This is a genomic window from Thermobaculum sp. T2p (assembly GCF_059335935.1).
The window spans coordinates 26,493-42,114 of the sequence record NZ_JANZYQ010000002.1 but is presented as its reverse complement, the minus strand read 5'-3'; the positions used below and the strand labels follow the sequence as shown (position 1 = coordinate 42,114).

The window sequence follows — 15,622 nt, the reverse complement described above, 5'->3', positions numbered from 1 at the left end:
GAGGGGGCTACTATTTGTTGATATCCGACACTCAGTGCAAGAAGACCCTATCTTCTGAATAGGGGCTTGTGCCCTCGGTACTGGTCACACCCCCAGCTAAATTGCACTAAAGTGCCTAAGATCTAGCTTCGAAACCTGTTGTTGGGGCTCATCCGCGTTAAGACCTATAGCAGCGATAGCGCCTCGACCGCAATCAATACAGACATGTAGGGGCCTGAGAGCATGGATCGTGTGAATCTCGGCTCCGTTATCTTCCAGGATCTACAGTAATCGCGGCTCTCGTCGTGCATATCACCTGCATCTTTGGCTCCAGCTGATGTCAGATTGCTAGCTTCTAGGGCTATCGGCCATTCCAAGAGGAGCTGTTCTATACGGTGCATCGCTACGATCTCACTGGACCGATGGAGTCTACCACCGCCGGTAGGTGCCACGTCCTCCACGTGGTGGAGGGTATGGGGGTAGCACTTGAGACGCAGCACGGTGGGCGCTCTAAGTTCCACTTCGGGGAGACCTTCGTCGTGCCGGCAGCAGCAGAACACTATCGCCTGATCCCTATGGGTTCTAATGCTAAAGTGATACTGACTTATGTCAAGTAATGCGGTGACCATAAAAGATAGCAGCTCAGAGGCAGATCTAGTCTGATATGCTCGCAGAGCCTTGTCCATACCCTTAAGCAACATATACTATTTACTCTAGTAAGTGAGTGGGTGGAACGAGTTAGCTCCACCGGGACAAGAGCACATTTACACTTCGTGCTCCGAGGTGTTTCCAATAGCCCGCATATAAGGTAGGCCTAAGGTACCGGATAGATATAATCGATCGGCGGCATCGTGGTTCGTGGGGGAAATGTGCTAACGGCAAAATAATCTATAGTCCTGTAAAGACGTCACTTAGCGTCCTTGACTCCTCTGGCCTCGAGCACAAAGCCAAGCACGTAGATAGCAAATCTGCTGCAAGACGGTCCTGACCCGAAAACCATTGGCGCTGCTGGGCCAATTCGTCATGGTCCCTTAATCAGGCACCTTGCTACTCACCTGCTCATAGGAGCAGCCACAAGACTCCCTGACCATCAGCTTCGTAGGTAATACTATCCGACGTGCAGCTGCGGTATATAATCCCTCTAACCTCTCGAACAGCAGGCGTGCACCCTGCCTGCCCAACTCATCGACTGGCTGCCGCACGAGCGTCAGGCGCGGGCGTAGCAGCCCGGCCAAGTCGAAGTCATCAAAGCCTACAGTTGCCATGTCATCGGGTACCCGTAACCCTCGCTCCTCAAGAGCCTCCAGGACACCTATCGTTATGAGGTTGTTCATGCAAAAGACGGCCGTTGGTCTATCAGGTGAGTCCAAAAGCTCGCGCATAGCATCCGCTGCCGAAGGTGGATCTGGCGCATCCAGTCGCACTAAAGACTGCAAACCATGCTCCTCCAACGCCTTCTGATAGCCCGCTAATCGCTCCTGCAGCGTGTACAGTTGCTTACCTGCCCCGATAAAACCAATCCTCTTGTGCCCGTGCTCTACCAGATGAAGCGTTGCCCGATATGCTCCCTCTTGGTTCTCGACAAGCACAGCATCAACTTCGGGATCGTCTATCGGCCTGTCGAGCGCAACAACATGCAGACCTGCGGCGATCTCCCGCAGTAGGTATTCGTGGCCGTTGGCCGCAGGCACCAACAATAACCCGTCCAATCGCTTGCGGAACAGCAGCTCCACGTATTCCCGCTCGACCTCCACATCCTCGCCCGAGGCGCATAGTACCACGGAATAGCCTCGAGCACGCGCCTCCTCCTCCACAGCTTTGGCAATCATAGCATAGAAGGGGTTGGAGATATCAGCGATCATCAGACCAATCATCTTGGAGCGCTTACCCTTTAGGCTGCGTGCCACCTCGTTGGGACGATAGCCGAGCCGCTCGATCGCCTCGTGCACGCGCGCGCGTGTACTCGGGCTGACGTATGGTTCGCCGTTGATGACGCGCGACACGGTTTTGATCGAGACGCCGGCATCTCGTGCGACATCATGAAGAGTCACCTGTCTACGCAACCCAATAATACCTCGTTCTAAATGTCGCTTGGGACCAAGTCCTAGCAGATGGTAATACATTGTAGAGCAATGACAGTGGGCAGTGGTAGGATCAGCACCTTCTCAAACCCATCGACGGAGGATCTGGTCTCTTTATATCAGTTGATTAACAAAGCTTAGGAGATTAAAATAAAGAAACCTGGTTCTTAATAGTGAATTTATTTCACATTCATGAACAAACTATGTTTTGCTCGTGTGAGCGGGGTACAGCGTTGGATCCCTCCCATACCTAAGGCGGAGGTAGTAGTGATGCGGCGTTTCCCTATCCACTTGCTTATAGCGTTGGCGCTATTTTTGACTGCTTGCGGTCGATCGACCACTCAATCTGTTGCTCCCACGACGACTATATCGAACAGTGGCGGACAATATGAAAAAGGCGTGCTCCGCGTGTTTGTTTGCTGTCCAGGTGGACCAGAAGACCTTAAGATACGTGACCGCATCAATAAACAATTCGAGGCAGACCACCCTGGCGTGCGCATCAAACAAGAGATCTTACCAGCGGGCACCAACTATTTTGAAAAGCTCCAGACTATGATCGCTTCCGGCTCACCCCCTGACGTATTTGATATGTGGGAAGGCTATGTGCAAGCATTCGCCAAGGCTGGACAACTACTCGATCTAGATCCGTACATCCAAGCTGATCCTAACATCAAGAAGGAAGATTTCGATCCTGCCATTCTGGCGGTGAACAGCTGGAACGGCAAGCTCTATTCCCTTCCCATAGAGTATGTGCCTTATCCAGCCGCACTGTTCTACAACAAAGATCTATTTGACAAGGCTGGGCTGAAGTATCCAGATGCTTCCTGGGACTGGCGTGATGTACGAGAGGCAGCTAGACGTCTTACAGTGACGCAGGGTGGCAAGATAGTCCAATGGGGCATCGTATTCGACTACACTTTCTATCCCACATGGCTCTACTGGATCTGGGCTAACGGCGCCGACGTCTTCAACCGCGATGAGACGGCATGTGCCCTGACCGACCCTAAGGCGACCCAGGCTATCCAGTTCTGGGCTGACATGCTTACACAGGATAGGGTGGCACCTGCTACCTCAGCACTCAAGTTGCTCGGCGGGCCTGCCAATGCCTTTAAGTCTGGCAAAGTGGGAATGTATCTGGGCGCCGGCTGGGAGCCTACCGGTTTCGACCAGAATCCAAAGCTTAGGTACGGTTTCGCGCTCGTTCCAAAGAGCCTAGCTGGACAAAGAGCAACTTACTTGATGAACCTGACCTGGGCAATATCTCCACAATCCAAGATGAAGCGCACCGCTTGGGAGTACGTGAAGTACTTCGCCACGGAGGGCGAAAAGCTGCGCTTGCAGGTCATAGGCTCAGTACCTTCCTACAAACCACTTTACTCCCAGTGGCTAACTCCTCAGAAGGAGAAAAAGGGTTACGGGATCTATATCGATGAGGCCAAGTACGCTAGGTATCCAGGCGCGGGTGCTAAATGGGACAAAATCTCGACTATCATCCAGTCGGAACTGGACTTGGTGTTCTCTGGTAGGGAGTCGGCAGCCCAGGCGGCAGCCAAGGTTTGCCCTCGGGTGAATGCCGAGCTCCAACGGCGCTAGTACTGATAAGGAATAAGGAGAGTCCGATCATGGTACAGGTGCCAAACACATACTTTCTTGAGAAGGCTGTCGAGCTGGCTATGGACAACATACTCGCGCGGTTGGACCCAGTGCTCGACTATGAACCTTACTTCCTATTAGATCTTGGTAGCTCGCCCCCACATATCAAGCATACGAGCTGGGACTACTGTGACATGTCAGGAAGGTGTGTAGATGCCCTCATTCTAGCTAGGGAGATGACAGGCGATCGTAGAGGGGTGGAGGCCGAAGCAAAGCTGCGGACCTTTCTTCTCAGCCGTGCCAACCCCAGTGATGGTCTCTTCTATAACGCAGAGGCTCCCTGGTCGCGCATTGAGGCCGATATGTTTTGCCAGGGAAGAGCACTGCTGGGGCTGGTGAGCTGGTTCATGTTGACTGGGGATGCTGCAGTAGAAGCTAGAATCGAGGCGTTAATCTCTGGACTAAGCCGGATAGCCGTCCATCAGGAAGACTACTGCTTTTACCCCAAGGATATCTGGAGGGAAGGTAGGTGGCATGATGGAGGGCTCTGGAACGGTAAAATGCCTGGATACTCAGTGCAACAGCTCATTGGACTCACTAGATACTATGAAGCCACTGGCAGCCATCGAGCACTGGAGCTGGCTGGCAAGCTGGCCCGCTACTACGTGTACCACAGTGGTGCAATCACCTGGGACGGTACTTTTCGTGGACATACCCACAGCGGTGGTATTCTTCCAGCTACTCTCGGTGTGCTTAGGTATGCCTTAGCAGCAGGTGATGAAGAGTTGATAATGTGGAGCAACAGGGTGTATTCCTACGCACGGACGTACACCAGCTCCTTCGGATGGATACCAGATGGGCTGGGCCTCGACCCTAAAAGCACACCTTATGCCTGCACCTGTGAGACGTGCGCACTAGCAGACCTGATCGAGCTGGCGATCAAGCTCTCCTCTGCCGGCATCGGGGACTATTGGGACGATGTAGAGAAGTTTGTGCGTAATCATCTGCTTGAGAGCCAGATAAGGGACGTCGATTGCGTCATCCCGCCAGACCACCATGATGTGGAACACGCACTAGCTAGACAAATTCTACTGGGCAGCTTTGACAGCGCCTCCCTCCCCAACGCGCTGCTTGGGGACCCTCAAGGCATCGTCGAGGGCTGCTGCACGCCATCGGGAGTGCGTGCATGCTGTCTAGTGTGGAGCTATGCAATAACTCAGGATGCAGAGGGCGTGCACGTCAATCTGGCGTTCAACCGCCATACACCTTGGGCTAGCCTCATCAGCTATGAACCTTACAGGGGAGAGCTGCAGCTATTGGTGCATTTACCCGAGCACTACTATCTGCGAGTACCCGAGTGGGCCCACATGGAGAAACTCCGGATCATGGTCGATGGGCAAGATCAGCTACCGACTTGGTGTAACAGGTACCTCGACCTAGGCACATTGCAGCCTGGACAGACGGTTGTCGTTACCTACCCACAGCGCTTAGCAGAAGAGATTGAGAAGTTGGCTGGGCAGGAGTATGTTGTACGGTGGAAAGGAGGCACTGTTACCTCTATAGCCCCAGTAAGGGAGAATTACCCAATCTATCGACGCTTGACTATGGAGATGGAATATGAACCTCAGCTGACCCCAGAACGCCCAGTTAGTTGGATCAAGGTCCAATGGTAGCTTGAGGGGTGGTCAACAGATGACTGGAAACCATCCTGGTCGCAGACAGAGTTTTATTACTACCTCGAGGCGCGAGCAACTCTTTGGTTATCTGTTCATCTCGCCCTGGCTGATCGGTTTCCTCGTGTTCCAACTGGGGCCAATCCTAGCTTCGATAGGCATAAGTCTGACTGATTGGACTCTTCTGCGGCCACCCCAGTTTGTAGGGATGGCCAACTATAAGAGGCTTATCACCGATCCCTTGTTTTTCCAAGCGCTTAGGGTAACGGCAACCTACACCGTGGTTAGCGTTCCCTTGGGAGTCATGGCAGCGTTGCTCGTAGCAGTCCTGCTCAACAGAGCGGTATTTGGGATATCATTCTTCAGGACCCTGTTCTATCTACCAGTGGTCCTATCTGGGGTAGGCACTGCCGTCATTTGGGGCTGGATGTTCGATCCCAACTTCGGTGTAGTCAACTATGTGCTGTCAATTTTCGGCATACGTGGCCCTGACTGGTTAGCAAGTCCTGAGTGGGCACTACCAGCGCTGATAGTGATGAGTTTTTGGGGTATAGGAGGTGCCATAGTCATCTTCTTGGCTGCTCTACAGGGTGTGCCTAGAGTATTGTACGAGGCGGCCGAGATAGACGGCGCTGGGCGTTTAGCTAAGCTTTGGCATGTGACGATTCCGATGATCTCTCCTGTTATCTTGTTCAACGTTATCACGGGGATCATATCATCCTTCCAGACGTTCACCTATGCCTACGTGCTGACGGGAGGAGGACCCAACTACGCCACGCTCTTCTACGTCCTGTACCTTTACCAGAATGCCTTCCACTGGTTCGATATGGGCTATGCATCCGCGCTGGCTTGGATCCTCTTCCTGATCATCATCGGCCTCACCATCCTCATCCTAAGATTATCGAGGGCGTATATCCACTACGAGGGGGCTTTAAGAGGGACATGATCACCACACGAGTGGCCAACCATGCTAGACAGAGACTTTCAGCCAGACGCTTCCTATTGGGGAGAATTATAGGGACGCTGAGCACCTATCTGGTGCTGTCAATGCTTGGACTAGCGATGGCCCTGCCGTTCCTGTGGATGCTGTCCACAGCGCTAAAATCGCCTGGCACAGCTTACTCTTATCCTCCCAAGTGGATTCCAGACCAACCGACGCTAGCCAACTTCCCTGCAGTGTTTCACTTTATACCCTTCTTAACTTTCCTACGCAACAGCATCATTGTTACAGGTCTAACACTCATCGGCGAAGTACTATCCTCCTCGCTCGTGGCCTATGGCTTCGCACGTTTCAGGTTCCCAGGTAGAGACATCCTATTCCTAGTGGTGCTAGCCACGATGATGATCCCCTACCCAGTGACTATTATTCCGACGTTCATGCTTTTCAGGGAGCTTGGGTGGATCAACACATTCCTTCCTTTAATAGTACCCGCCTTCTGTGGGCCTGCATTCTACGTATTCCTGCTAAGGCAATTCTTCATGACCATTCCGATGGAGCTGGACGATGCTGCTAAGATAGATGGGGCCTCAGAGTTTCGAATCTACTGGCAGATCCTGCTGCCGCTATCGAAACCCGCCTTGGCAACAGTCGCCGTCTTCTCCTTCGTGACGAACTGGAATGACTTTCTAGGCCCATTGGTCTACCTGAACGACATAGATAAGTACACTCTGGCGCTGGGCATCAACTTCCTGCGTGCCGCCCGGGCAGAGCCTACGGACGTTACCATCCAAATGGCAGGCACCCTTATGTTTCTGTTACCCTGTATACTCCTCTTCTTCATAGCCCAGCGCTACTTCATCCAGGGAATAGTTACTACAGGTTTGAGGGAGTAAGATAGCTCTCTACTCCCTCTCCACAAACACTAAGGACGACCGGAAACGTTGATCGAGCCTGACAGTAAGGCCTCTGGTAAGCTCCGCACCGCTGCAAACCGCGCTCCACCCCTCAGGGGTGCGCAGGCGATAGTGCGCGGTTGGCAGTAGCCCATGCAGTTCAAAATTGCGTACTGCGTCCGCACTTGCTAGCCTGAACGCGAAGAGCACACCACGTGAGCGATCCTTACTCACATACCAAATACCTGCCCAATCACCGTTGCCATCAATGGGTGGTGGATCCGTCAGCATGTACTGATCGCCGAAATGGATAACGGGACGAATGAGTGCCTTGTACCACGCAACATGCGTACGGACTAGCGTCATATCCTCAGCTTCCCATCTCTCAAGGGGAGAGCTGATACCGAAGGTGCCAAGCATCGCCACACGTGTTCTAAAGGCCAGGTCACCACGTTCGTCCACCCATTGACGTCCCCATAGGCCATCATAAGGAGGCCATTCTACCAACCAGTCGTTGCACTCTACTGCACAGTGGGCCAGCTGGCTACCGAAATGGATAGCTAACTTCATCAGTGAATTCGTCTGATCGCTGATCCAGTAGGTGTGAGCGTGTGACATTAAAGCTGGATCGAAGCGACTGCCCACTCCGGCACACATCTCCAACACCATATCTGGCAACATCATTCGCAGCTCGTCTTGGAGTCTGTAGAGGCCTTGGTAGTGGGCGATCAAAGGATCCTGATCAGTCAAATCTTTCGGGATATCAGGTGACCATCCACCCTGTAGCAGGTCAGTATTGAAATCCCACTTCATCCAGGTAGCGTTGGTCTCGCGCAATACATTGAGTATTCGTTCGCGGATATGTATGCGTGCCTCTGGAATACCTAGGTGCAGTACAGCGCGCTGCTCGGCTAGAGGGCTTACTCCGCCGATCGCATGTAGCCACTCTGGATGCTCCCGACGCAGGCGGGCACTTGGTCCTACTGCTTCCGGCTCAAACCAGATCCCAAAACCTAAACCCAGCTGACTGCAATATCCGCTAAGTTCCTCTAAGCCATGCGGGAAGTACTTGGTATCTACTAACCAGTCACCCGTGCGTGACCACCAATTCTCACTCCTCTGGCTGTGCTCGGTAGTGTACCATCCGGCGTCCAGGACGAACACTTCACAGCCCAACTCAGCAGCCCTGGATGCGTACGGCTTCACTTTGTAGATCGGTACGGTTTCACCGCACGAGTACCAGGTGTTGAACTGTACTGGAATGAGGCGATCAGGATCCGGACGCATGCGACGTAGGTAATCATGTAGGCGTTGTGTAGCAGCGTTCAGGTCGCCAGGTACGCAGCCAAGCAATGCATCAGGCAGTGGTAGATGCCCCCCAGGCTGCAGTCGGTGCCGCAGACCCCACGAGTTTAATCCTCCAGCAAGGGCCACTCTGTGATCTGGTCGCCTGTATATATGCAGCTGCCAGTTACCAGACCATAACAGCTCACACAAATACGTGCGTCCAGGTGCCAGTAACGCAACATAGGGCGCAAACTCGTAGCCAGCCTTACCAGCTCTACTCTCCAATAGCACCGCTACTTGTGGCAACGCTATGTGCTGTACCTGCGCCTCAGCAACCAATCTTCCACCTAGGTACACCAACTCTTGGATATTCGAAGGCAGCAGGACGGATAGGCTGTAGGCACAACTTATATCCAATACACCAGCATTACCAGAATGGATCAACTCTGTGTGCCGACGGAGCAAACCTGTCACTTCGTCTACTCTAAAGCGAAGCGTGGCTACAAGGGGTAAGTCGATCGCCTGCAACGTAAGGTCACAAGTATTGCTCAGTGTCTGTGACCAATCACGTAACGTCCAGCGTACCACTTGATCGGCAGGTGCCAAGTATACACTTGCCTCGGTGCGAGTCAAGTGTACTAGATCGGATGGTGGCCACTCGGGCAATGGTTGGATCTGATCTTCAGGACCAAAGTACTCGCAGACCAAGTATCCCTCTGTGAGTCTCAGGCACAGTGCTGTATCCTGCCATTTCATAGTCCAACGCTGGCTTGTGCCATCATAGCTAACTTGCATCCTAACCTCCCAAGTCCACATTCATGGACACAAATAATATACAGAGCCTACAGACTACTCCAGGGGAGCACTTCTTGCTGCTAACTACTCAGGGCTCTCTGAAGAGCCCTCAACATGCCGAATCCTAGCCGTGTATCAGGCAGCAAGTAGTGCCCTTCGGTCCACTCGTTCCAGGAGCCTATCAGCAGTACTGGCGGATTATTGGGCCTACTTCTAAGGAAATCCAAGCCAGCTCGCACAAATTCTTCAAACACCTTTGGTGTCTCGCCCACCACAGGCCTAACCCGCCATTGACTGGGATGTTGCGACTCTGAAGGCATGATGTGGCGTGGGGTATCGTCGCAGCCTGGGCTAACACAAGGGAAGTAGGGCAGTTCTGAGAGGGCATCCTGCTCGGGCCATACCTTCTTCACAACTTCCCTAACAGCCTCCTCGTAGCCAGGTAGGTTGTCAGTAACAGGTAGCCTACTTGCACCCACAGCCACGGAGTTGTACAGCCCATAGGAGTCGATACCAGCTGCTAACACCTGCCCCATATTAGCCAGCACCCCGGGTTCCTGACAGGTGGCATGGAAATGGATACCAGGTAGACCCATCCTTCTAGCTAGGTCCCGCAGAGCATCTAGAAGCTGCCTTGTGCCTTCTACCCCAAACTCCTTTACCAGCAGCCACACGTCCCAGATAGATACCACTGGCTTGCCTTCAAGCCTCCAATAGCTAGGATGAGAGCAGTATCTGGCGACAATGTAGCTCAGACTACGCCATACCTCCTCACCCTTAGGTGCATCATAAACCACCTCGTAGGCCCCAAGGTTCTCGTCCTCCCACAGTCTTAACCACTCGTCTCTGGCGCTACTTCCAGCGGTCGGGAACCAGTAAGCCCAAGGATGGTTGGTCCACATCACAGCAAACTGGATTCCATCAAGGTCCTCTACACCCAACAACCCGTCCTCCAATGCCTCGTGCAGGGCAGGACCTCCAGCATACCAGTACCAGTCGAAGATGAACACATCTATCCCAGCCTCCTTGGCTAACCGGATGTACCTGTACCAAGTATCTGGTTCTCTCTCGTCCAGCTCTCCAAGCATCGGCGTTCTAGGCTGATAGTGCCCCCAAAACCAAGGCCTTGCTCCCCTCAAAAGCACGTACTCAGTCCAGCCTGGTGAGTACAGACGATCGTTGAGTGCGCTATGATGGTAGTGGGGAAACACATAACATGCTACTTCCACTTCATCCACAACCATCTACCTGCCCCCTTAGAAATTAAATGGTCACTCCTTGCATGTTACCTTCGAGATCCACATAGTCCACAGCGGACAGCCCCTCTCGTACGACAGCAGAAACTTCGCACTCAATGGTCCCACCAGGCGGGAGCGTGCGATGGGTGCCTTGCTGCAATCCATCGTTTACGCTGACAGGATAACCCGTACAAGGCTCCAGTACGAGCACATTCAGATTGCGCCAGCCACCGTAGCTAGCAAACAGCCAGCAGGAGGACAACACCTCAGGTTCAAAGGCCAGACCAAAGCTCAGTTTATCTCGTGTGTGGGTCACAGCGCACCACCCAGCCGTAAGGTGTGTTGCGTACTGGAATTCGCAGACTCCAGAATCGAACGGCATAGCCCAGCGCATGTCACACCTATTATTGGACTCATCAGTCGCATAGGGCCAATAATAGTCAACACCTGTGCGACCGATCCTGCTGACCCCAAACTCCTCGATGTACATGTTTTGAGCTGGCATATCAATTCTGAGGTGCTCATCTACATTCAGGGCGACGTGCAATTTCCAGAGAAACGGTTGAGCTATGCGTCCTGTGTTGGTTAGACGGTAGTGACACCTTAGAATGGTCTCACTTGTCCGCAGTGCAAGTCGCTTCTCCAACCTGGTGGAGCTGATCGGGGTTTCTACTTGCAACCTAACCGCCACCTCATCTCCTCTTTTGGACTCCACTTCGTACTCCCAGGGCAGAGCCCAGATCTCTCCATGGTCTGGCATCCTCTCCCCGTTGATCTCCTCTGGGATATCATTTGGGTATAACTCGTCCCAGCCTCCAAAGAACACGTCATCGTATACAGAGTGAAAGGGCACGTTACGAGGTTTGATTCTAGGATGGTGCCAGAGGAGGTCAAAAGATCTAGGACGATATTCCACCTGCCATATCCTGCCTCCCAGGTCTGGCAGGATCACTACTCTGAGTAGCTCATTCTCCAATATAACCGTTCTCAGGTCATGTAGTTTCCAATCGGTTGACACACTTGCGACCATACTATTCCCTCCTCATGTCACCCTGTACTTACTTACAACGGCCTCATCCACCTCCACACCGAGGCCAGGACGATCTTGCAGACGCACATAGCCGTCAACCAAATCGACTGGAGTGCTCACAAGATCCCTAGCTATAGGGGACTCAGAGACCGTGTACTCGATCATGAAGCCGTTGGGGATACTAGCTGCTAGATGAGCACTTGCGGCCACGAGTATCCCACTCTTGAAAGCATGGGGTACTAGCTTTCTGTGTCTCTCGTGTGCGACTTGTGCGATCCGTTTGGCCTCCGTCAATCCCCCACACCTTCCAAGGTCCGGCTGCACGATGTCCACGCCCCCCTCGTCGATCAGTCTTCGGAAGGCTAATACTCCACTTTCTTGCTCTCCGGCCGCGATATACAAGCTCGTGTGGTCCGACAGGCACCTGTACCCTTCTAGGTCATCAGGCGCCAGAGGTTCTTCCAACCAGTAAACCCCATACCTTTCGTACACCGTCGCCATCCTGAGGGCTTCCTTGAGATCCCAGACGCCACCGGCATCAATCATCACATCGACATCATCTCCAACTGCCGAGCGTATAGCTTGCACCAGCTCCTCATCTAACTTGCGATCTCTCCCGATTGGACCCCAACCAAACTTCATCGCAGTATACCCTTGCATTGCATACTGCTCAGCTAGCCTAGCGACCTCCATTGGAGTCTCAGGCATTAGAGAGCTAGCATATGCCCTCAGCTTATCACGCCTGGCTCCTCCCAACAGCTCACTAACCGATCTGCCCATGACCTTGCCACGAATATCCCACAGCGCCAAATCTATCCCACTCATGGCATGCATCGCTGGTCCTACTCTTCCAAAGTAAATTGTCGCTCTATACATCTTCTCCCAGAGCCGTTCCACCTCTAGGGGATTCTCCCCTAGCAGCACGTACCTCAGCCCCATAGCCACCGAATGCGAAACTGGGGCTTCTATTGCCGCCTTCGCTACAAGCGGGGATGAATCTACCTCTCCAATACCCGTTATCCCCTCATCTGTATGTACCTTGATCAAGAGTGTATCCTGGGTACCATCTGCCCTCGTTGGGTCCACTTCTGGTAACCTCAGGTAGATAGCCTCCACGTCAGTGATCTTCATAACGTCCTCCTTATGTAAACCTGCCGTGCGTGGTGACTAGAAAGTAACCGATAGGCCACCATCAACAGGAATCACTGCGCCGGTTATATAGCTAGAATCATCCGATGCCAGGAATAATGCTACCCTAGCCACCTCCTCTGGTTGGCCAGCACGGGCAAGCGGTATCTTCCTATGCTCTACATAAATGGAGCGAAAGGTCTCAGTCTCTAGCTCGTTAGTCCCCTCTACTATAGACATGCTGGTATCGATAAATCCGGGGGCAATTCCGTTGACTAGTATGCCATGCGGTGCCAGCTCTACTGCCAGGGTCCTGGTCAGCTGATCCAATCCCCCCTTGGCAACGTCGTATGCCGAAGCAAGGGGCTCTGCCCTATAGGCATGAATCGAGGACACGTTGATAATCCTCCCTCCACCTGCAGCTATCATTGACCGCGCAGCAGCTCTCGCACAGTGCACAGCTCCATACAGGTTTACTCTCACCACCTCATCCCACTCAGCTGGAGGAGTAGTGATGAAATCTCCTGCCCTAAATATCCCAGCGTTGTTCACCAGGATGTCTATCCGTCCAAAGGCTTCTAAGGTGCGAGAGACCATACTCTCGACATCAGATTGCTTCCCCACATCTGTACACACAGCCATTGCCTTGCCCCCCATTGCCACGATATCATTAGCAGCTTCGGCGATCTCCTTTTCCGTTCGCGCTGCCAAGGTAACAGCGCAGCCCTCGCGCGCGAATAGCTCAGCTATGGCACGCCCAATGCCACGGCCAGCTCCAGTAACAATAGCGACCTTGCCCTCAAGACGCACTTTGCATCCTCCTTACAAAGGGATTACCACTCCAATTGTACGATCGGCCATCAGCATGCTTATCAAGGCACTCGACTACCCATTCAGTGTTTACACAGAGTCATCCTGAGCACCGACAGCGGCTATAGAAAAGACTCACGTCTTAGCCTTCAACAAAATCACCTCACTCCCCTGCTCTGGAATATCCAAGGAGATTCCTAACCGCATCAGTTCATCCCCGCCAACCTCCCAAATGCGCCCATCAGTTGAGACAAGGGAGTAGGCAACATCGGGATCGAGGCCTTTCAACTTCACTTGTACGGGTGAAGATCCATTTGGCTTGAAAAGGAGCACAGCGCCAATGTCCTTAGATGGGTGGTGAACCTGTAAACCATCCCATCCCACGCCATCTGGGTATCGTAGGTGGTAAACTTGTGCTTCCCTGAACAGCGGCCTAACTCGCTTATACAGCGCAACGTTACGTCGTACCGTCTCCACCTCCAATGCATTCCACTCAGCTGCGCGACCCATGAGGATCCAAGGGCCACCAATCATGCAGGAACGGCAGGAGTAGTCGCTTGGGCTTTCCTGCATGTAGCTGGCACAATAACGTAGTGGGAAGGGATAGCTCGCTCCATACAGCGCCCTTCGACGTCCCAGAGGGTCAAGTAACACAGCGCCGTCCGTGGTGATGGAGGTGTCGTGCATAGTGGTCATGGCATAGGTCATTATCCTGCCGCCTCCTTGGCAGTTCTCTATTATCAGGTCAGGGCAAGCTCTTCTGAGATCCCACAGCGCCTGCCTGTAGCCTTCTGCGCTATGGTATCCAGCAGGATCCGGGGGGTGAGAGTGTGCAGGGTGTTCACATGGAGTGATCAGCTCAAAGTCATGCACGAGATAATCCAGCCCATAAGTCTTCACGACTCTGATGACCTGGTCCGTAACCCATTGCCTTACTTCCGGCTCTGCTAGGCACAGCGCACGTGTACCAAAGCTTCCCCAGTCATTGGGCCACGCCGTCCAATTGGGATGCTCATGGAGTATATTACTCTCCGGTGAGGCGTTGGCGAAGGCCATCCACGCGCCGAACTTCATACCGAGTGAGTGCACCTTCTCCGCTAGCTCGTCTAATCGAGGCATCCTGACTGGCAACGAGACCCAATCACCCACTCCCCTTGCCCACCCATAGTCTGCCACGAACACTTCCACGCCGACATCGGCTGCGACCTCGAGGCAACGCAAGGTGATCTCTGGCGTGAGGTCCCAAGCATAGCCCCAGGTGTTAAAGATCACATATGGGAAGCTCTTGTCGGGATAAGGAGGGGAGAGTTTGTGCTCTACCAGAGCATGTGTGACCTGCGCTGCAGCGTCCCAATCACCATCAAATATTCCTAGGAAGGCTGCTGGACTCCTCCAGATGCCATCAGGCGCGACTCTGACGTGCAGCGTCTCAACTGGGGATGCTACCAGTCTCACACCTCTGTCCATATATACTGATGAGCGCCACGTGGAGGCGCCTGGGACCCTAGCTACATCTAACAACCTGAATTCCGCAGGACCATCGTACTCCAGTCCAGAAACCAGCCCCGCACCATCTGGCCTTCTGAGTGCGATCCAGCTACAGCACTGCTGGTATGCACCCACTGGCAGACGCATGGCATCACCCGCCGCCAACTCTAGGTTATGCAATGCAAAACTAGCATCTCCTGGATCCCATCGGTCACATCTGTGTCCGGCAAAAGCTTCCACGTAGAACAGGTTGAGAGAGGAGTCTCGTAAGTCATGCTGGAGCCACAAATCTAGCAAGTGGTATTGTAGTACTTCCTGTGCATGCCCACCGGTATTGTGCAGCTCGACCCACCGCCTAAATACCGGGATAGTAAAAGACAGCCACAGCGACTCCACAAGGACGATCGATCCATGAGTCAGAGTTACCTCCAACCTTATTGCCCCTTCCTCCTCTTCACACACCCAGTCCTGGAGAGTCCATCCATTCATATCGACGGAAGGCTGAAAGGATACATAGGTCAGCGGGTGGTAGGCAGATTCCAACCAAGAAGTACCCGATGACTTATCTAGCAGCGAGATTAGGCACAAACCTCGGGAGCAAGCGCACAGCTCCATTTCCAGATACTCGTTGCGTAACTTCCACATGGGCTGCACACCAGGTGTGAAGTCACATGCAGCTGACATAGC

At 53.2% G+C, this 15,622-nt stretch carries 12 protein-coding genes; 4 read left to right on the top strand and 8 right to left on the bottom strand.

The features are described 5' to 3' along the window. Positions 1–164: 164 nt before the first annotated feature. Both N2245_RS00665 and N2245_RS00660 read right to left on the bottom strand, forming a co-directional pair. Complete coding sequence (locus tag N2245_RS00665; protein ID WP_494534806.1) at positions 165–680, bottom strand: hypothetical protein; 516 nt, start codon at positions 678–680, stop codon at positions 165–167. Between the two features lie 330 nt (positions 681–1,010). Continuing rightward, positions 1,011–2,042, bottom strand: a complete 1,032-nt coding sequence (locus tag N2245_RS00660; RefSeq protein ID WP_494534805.1) for a LacI family DNA-binding transcriptional regulator — start codon at positions 2,040–2,042, stop codon at positions 1,011–1,013. A gap of 288 nt (positions 2,043–2,330) precedes the next feature. Between N2245_RS00660 and N2245_RS00655 the strand changes: the two genes are divergently transcribed. From N2245_RS00655 to N2245_RS00640, 4 genes are read left to right on the top strand one after another with little or no spacing between them, the layout of a single operon-like run. After that, complete coding sequence (locus N2245_RS00655; RefSeq protein ID WP_494534804.1) at positions 2,331–3,653, top strand: extracellular solute-binding protein; 1,323 nt, start codon at positions 2,331–2,333, stop codon at positions 3,651–3,653. Between the two features lie 29 nt (positions 3,654–3,682). Then, complete coding sequence (locus N2245_RS00650) at positions 3,683–5,326, top strand: glycoside hydrolase family protein (protein ID WP_494534803.1); 1,644 nt, start codon at positions 3,683–3,685, stop codon at positions 5,324–5,326. A 19-nt stretch (positions 5,327–5,345) separates the two neighbouring features. Continuing rightward, complete coding sequence (locus N2245_RS00645; RefSeq protein WP_494534802.1) at positions 5,346–6,272, top strand: carbohydrate ABC transporter permease; 927 nt, start codon at positions 5,346–5,348, stop codon at positions 6,270–6,272. Next, on the top strand, positions 6,269–7,159 hold the full coding sequence (locus tag N2245_RS00640; protein WP_494534801.1) for a carbohydrate ABC transporter permease: 891 nt from the start codon (positions 6,269–6,271) through the stop codon (positions 7,157–7,159). Before N2245_RS00645 ends, N2245_RS00640 begins: the two co-directional genes overlap by 4 nt. Before the next feature lie 9 nt (positions 7,160–7,168). Here the strand turns inward: N2245_RS00640 and N2245_RS00635 are convergent, their stop codons facing one another. The 6 genes from N2245_RS00635 to N2245_RS00610 form a co-directional block, all read right to left on the bottom strand. Then, the gene (locus N2245_RS00635) at positions 7,169–9,241 is read right to left on the bottom strand and encodes an alpha-galactosidase (RefSeq protein ID WP_494534800.1); all 2,073 of its coding nucleotides are present in this window, start codon (positions 9,239–9,241) and stop codon (positions 7,169–7,171) included. Between the two features lie 80 nt (positions 9,242–9,321). Continuing rightward, entirely contained in the window at positions 9,322–10,485 is a 1,164-nt protein-coding gene (locus N2245_RS00630) for a glycoside hydrolase family 99-like domain-containing protein (protein ID WP_494534799.1), read from the bottom strand. Between the two features lie 19 nt (positions 10,486–10,504). Next, a complete protein-coding gene (locus N2245_RS00625) occupies positions 10,505–11,509 on the bottom strand; it encodes an aldose epimerase family protein (RefSeq protein WP_494534798.1) in 1,005 nt (334 codons plus the stop codon). Between the two features lie 12 nt (positions 11,510–11,521). After that, positions 11,522–12,640: a mandelate racemase/muconate lactonizing enzyme family protein gene (locus tag N2245_RS00620; protein ID WP_494534797.1), complete on the bottom strand. Its 1,119-nt coding sequence runs from the start codon at positions 12,638–12,640 to the stop codon at positions 11,522–11,524. Between the two features lie 36 nt (positions 12,641–12,676). Continuing rightward, positions 12,677–13,447 carry an SDR family NAD(P)-dependent oxidoreductase gene (locus N2245_RS00615; RefSeq protein WP_494534796.1) on the bottom strand — a complete coding sequence of 257 codons (771 nt, stop codon included), beginning with the start codon at positions 13,445–13,447 and terminating at the stop codon, positions 12,677–12,679. 135 nt (positions 13,448–13,582) lie between these two features. Next, positions 13,583–15,619, bottom strand: a complete 2,037-nt coding sequence (locus N2245_RS00610) for an alpha-galactosidase (RefSeq protein ID WP_494534795.1) — start codon at positions 15,617–15,619, stop codon at positions 13,583–13,585. Between the last annotated feature and the right edge of the window lie 3 nt (positions 15,620–15,622).

What these genes read in the sequence shown, in the direction of transcription:
- N2245_RS00665 (WP_494534806.1), bottom strand. Translation starts at nt 680, where the DNA reads ATGTTGCTTAAGGGTATGGACAAGGCTCTGCGAGCATATCAGACTAGA.
- N2245_RS00655 (WP_494534804.1), top strand. Translation starts at nt 2,331, where the DNA reads ATGCGGCGTTTCCCTATCCACTTGCTTATAGCGTTGGCGCTATTTTTG.
- N2245_RS00650 (WP_494534803.1), top strand. Translation starts at nt 3,683, where the DNA reads ATGGTACAGGTGCCAAACACATACTTTCTTGAGAAGGCTGTCGAGCTG.
- N2245_RS00645 (WP_494534802.1), top strand. Translation starts at nt 5,346, where the DNA reads ATGACTGGAAACCATCCTGGTCGCAGACAGAGTTTTATTACTACCTCG.
- N2245_RS00640 (WP_494534801.1), top strand. Translation starts at nt 6,269, where the DNA reads ATGATCACCACACGAGTGGCCAACCATGCTAGACAGAGACTTTCAGCC.
- N2245_RS00635 (WP_494534800.1), bottom strand. Translation starts at nt 9,241, where the DNA reads ATGCAAGTTAGCTATGATGGCACAAGCCAGCGTTGGACTATGAAATGG.
- N2245_RS00630 (WP_494534799.1), bottom strand. Translation starts at nt 10,485, where the DNA reads ATGGTTGTGGATGAAGTGGAAGTAGCATGTTATGTGTTTCCCCACTAC.
- N2245_RS00625 (WP_494534798.1), bottom strand. Translation starts at nt 11,509, where the DNA reads ATGGTCGCAAGTGTGTCAACCGATTGGAAACTACATGACCTGAGAACG.
- N2245_RS00620 (WP_494534797.1), bottom strand. Translation starts at nt 12,640, where the DNA reads ATGAAGATCACTGACGTGGAGGCTATCTACCTGAGGTTACCAGAAGTG.
- N2245_RS00610 (WP_494534795.1), bottom strand. Translation starts at nt 15,619, where the DNA reads ATGTCAGCTGCATGTGACTTCACACCTGGTGTGCAGCCCATGTGGAAG.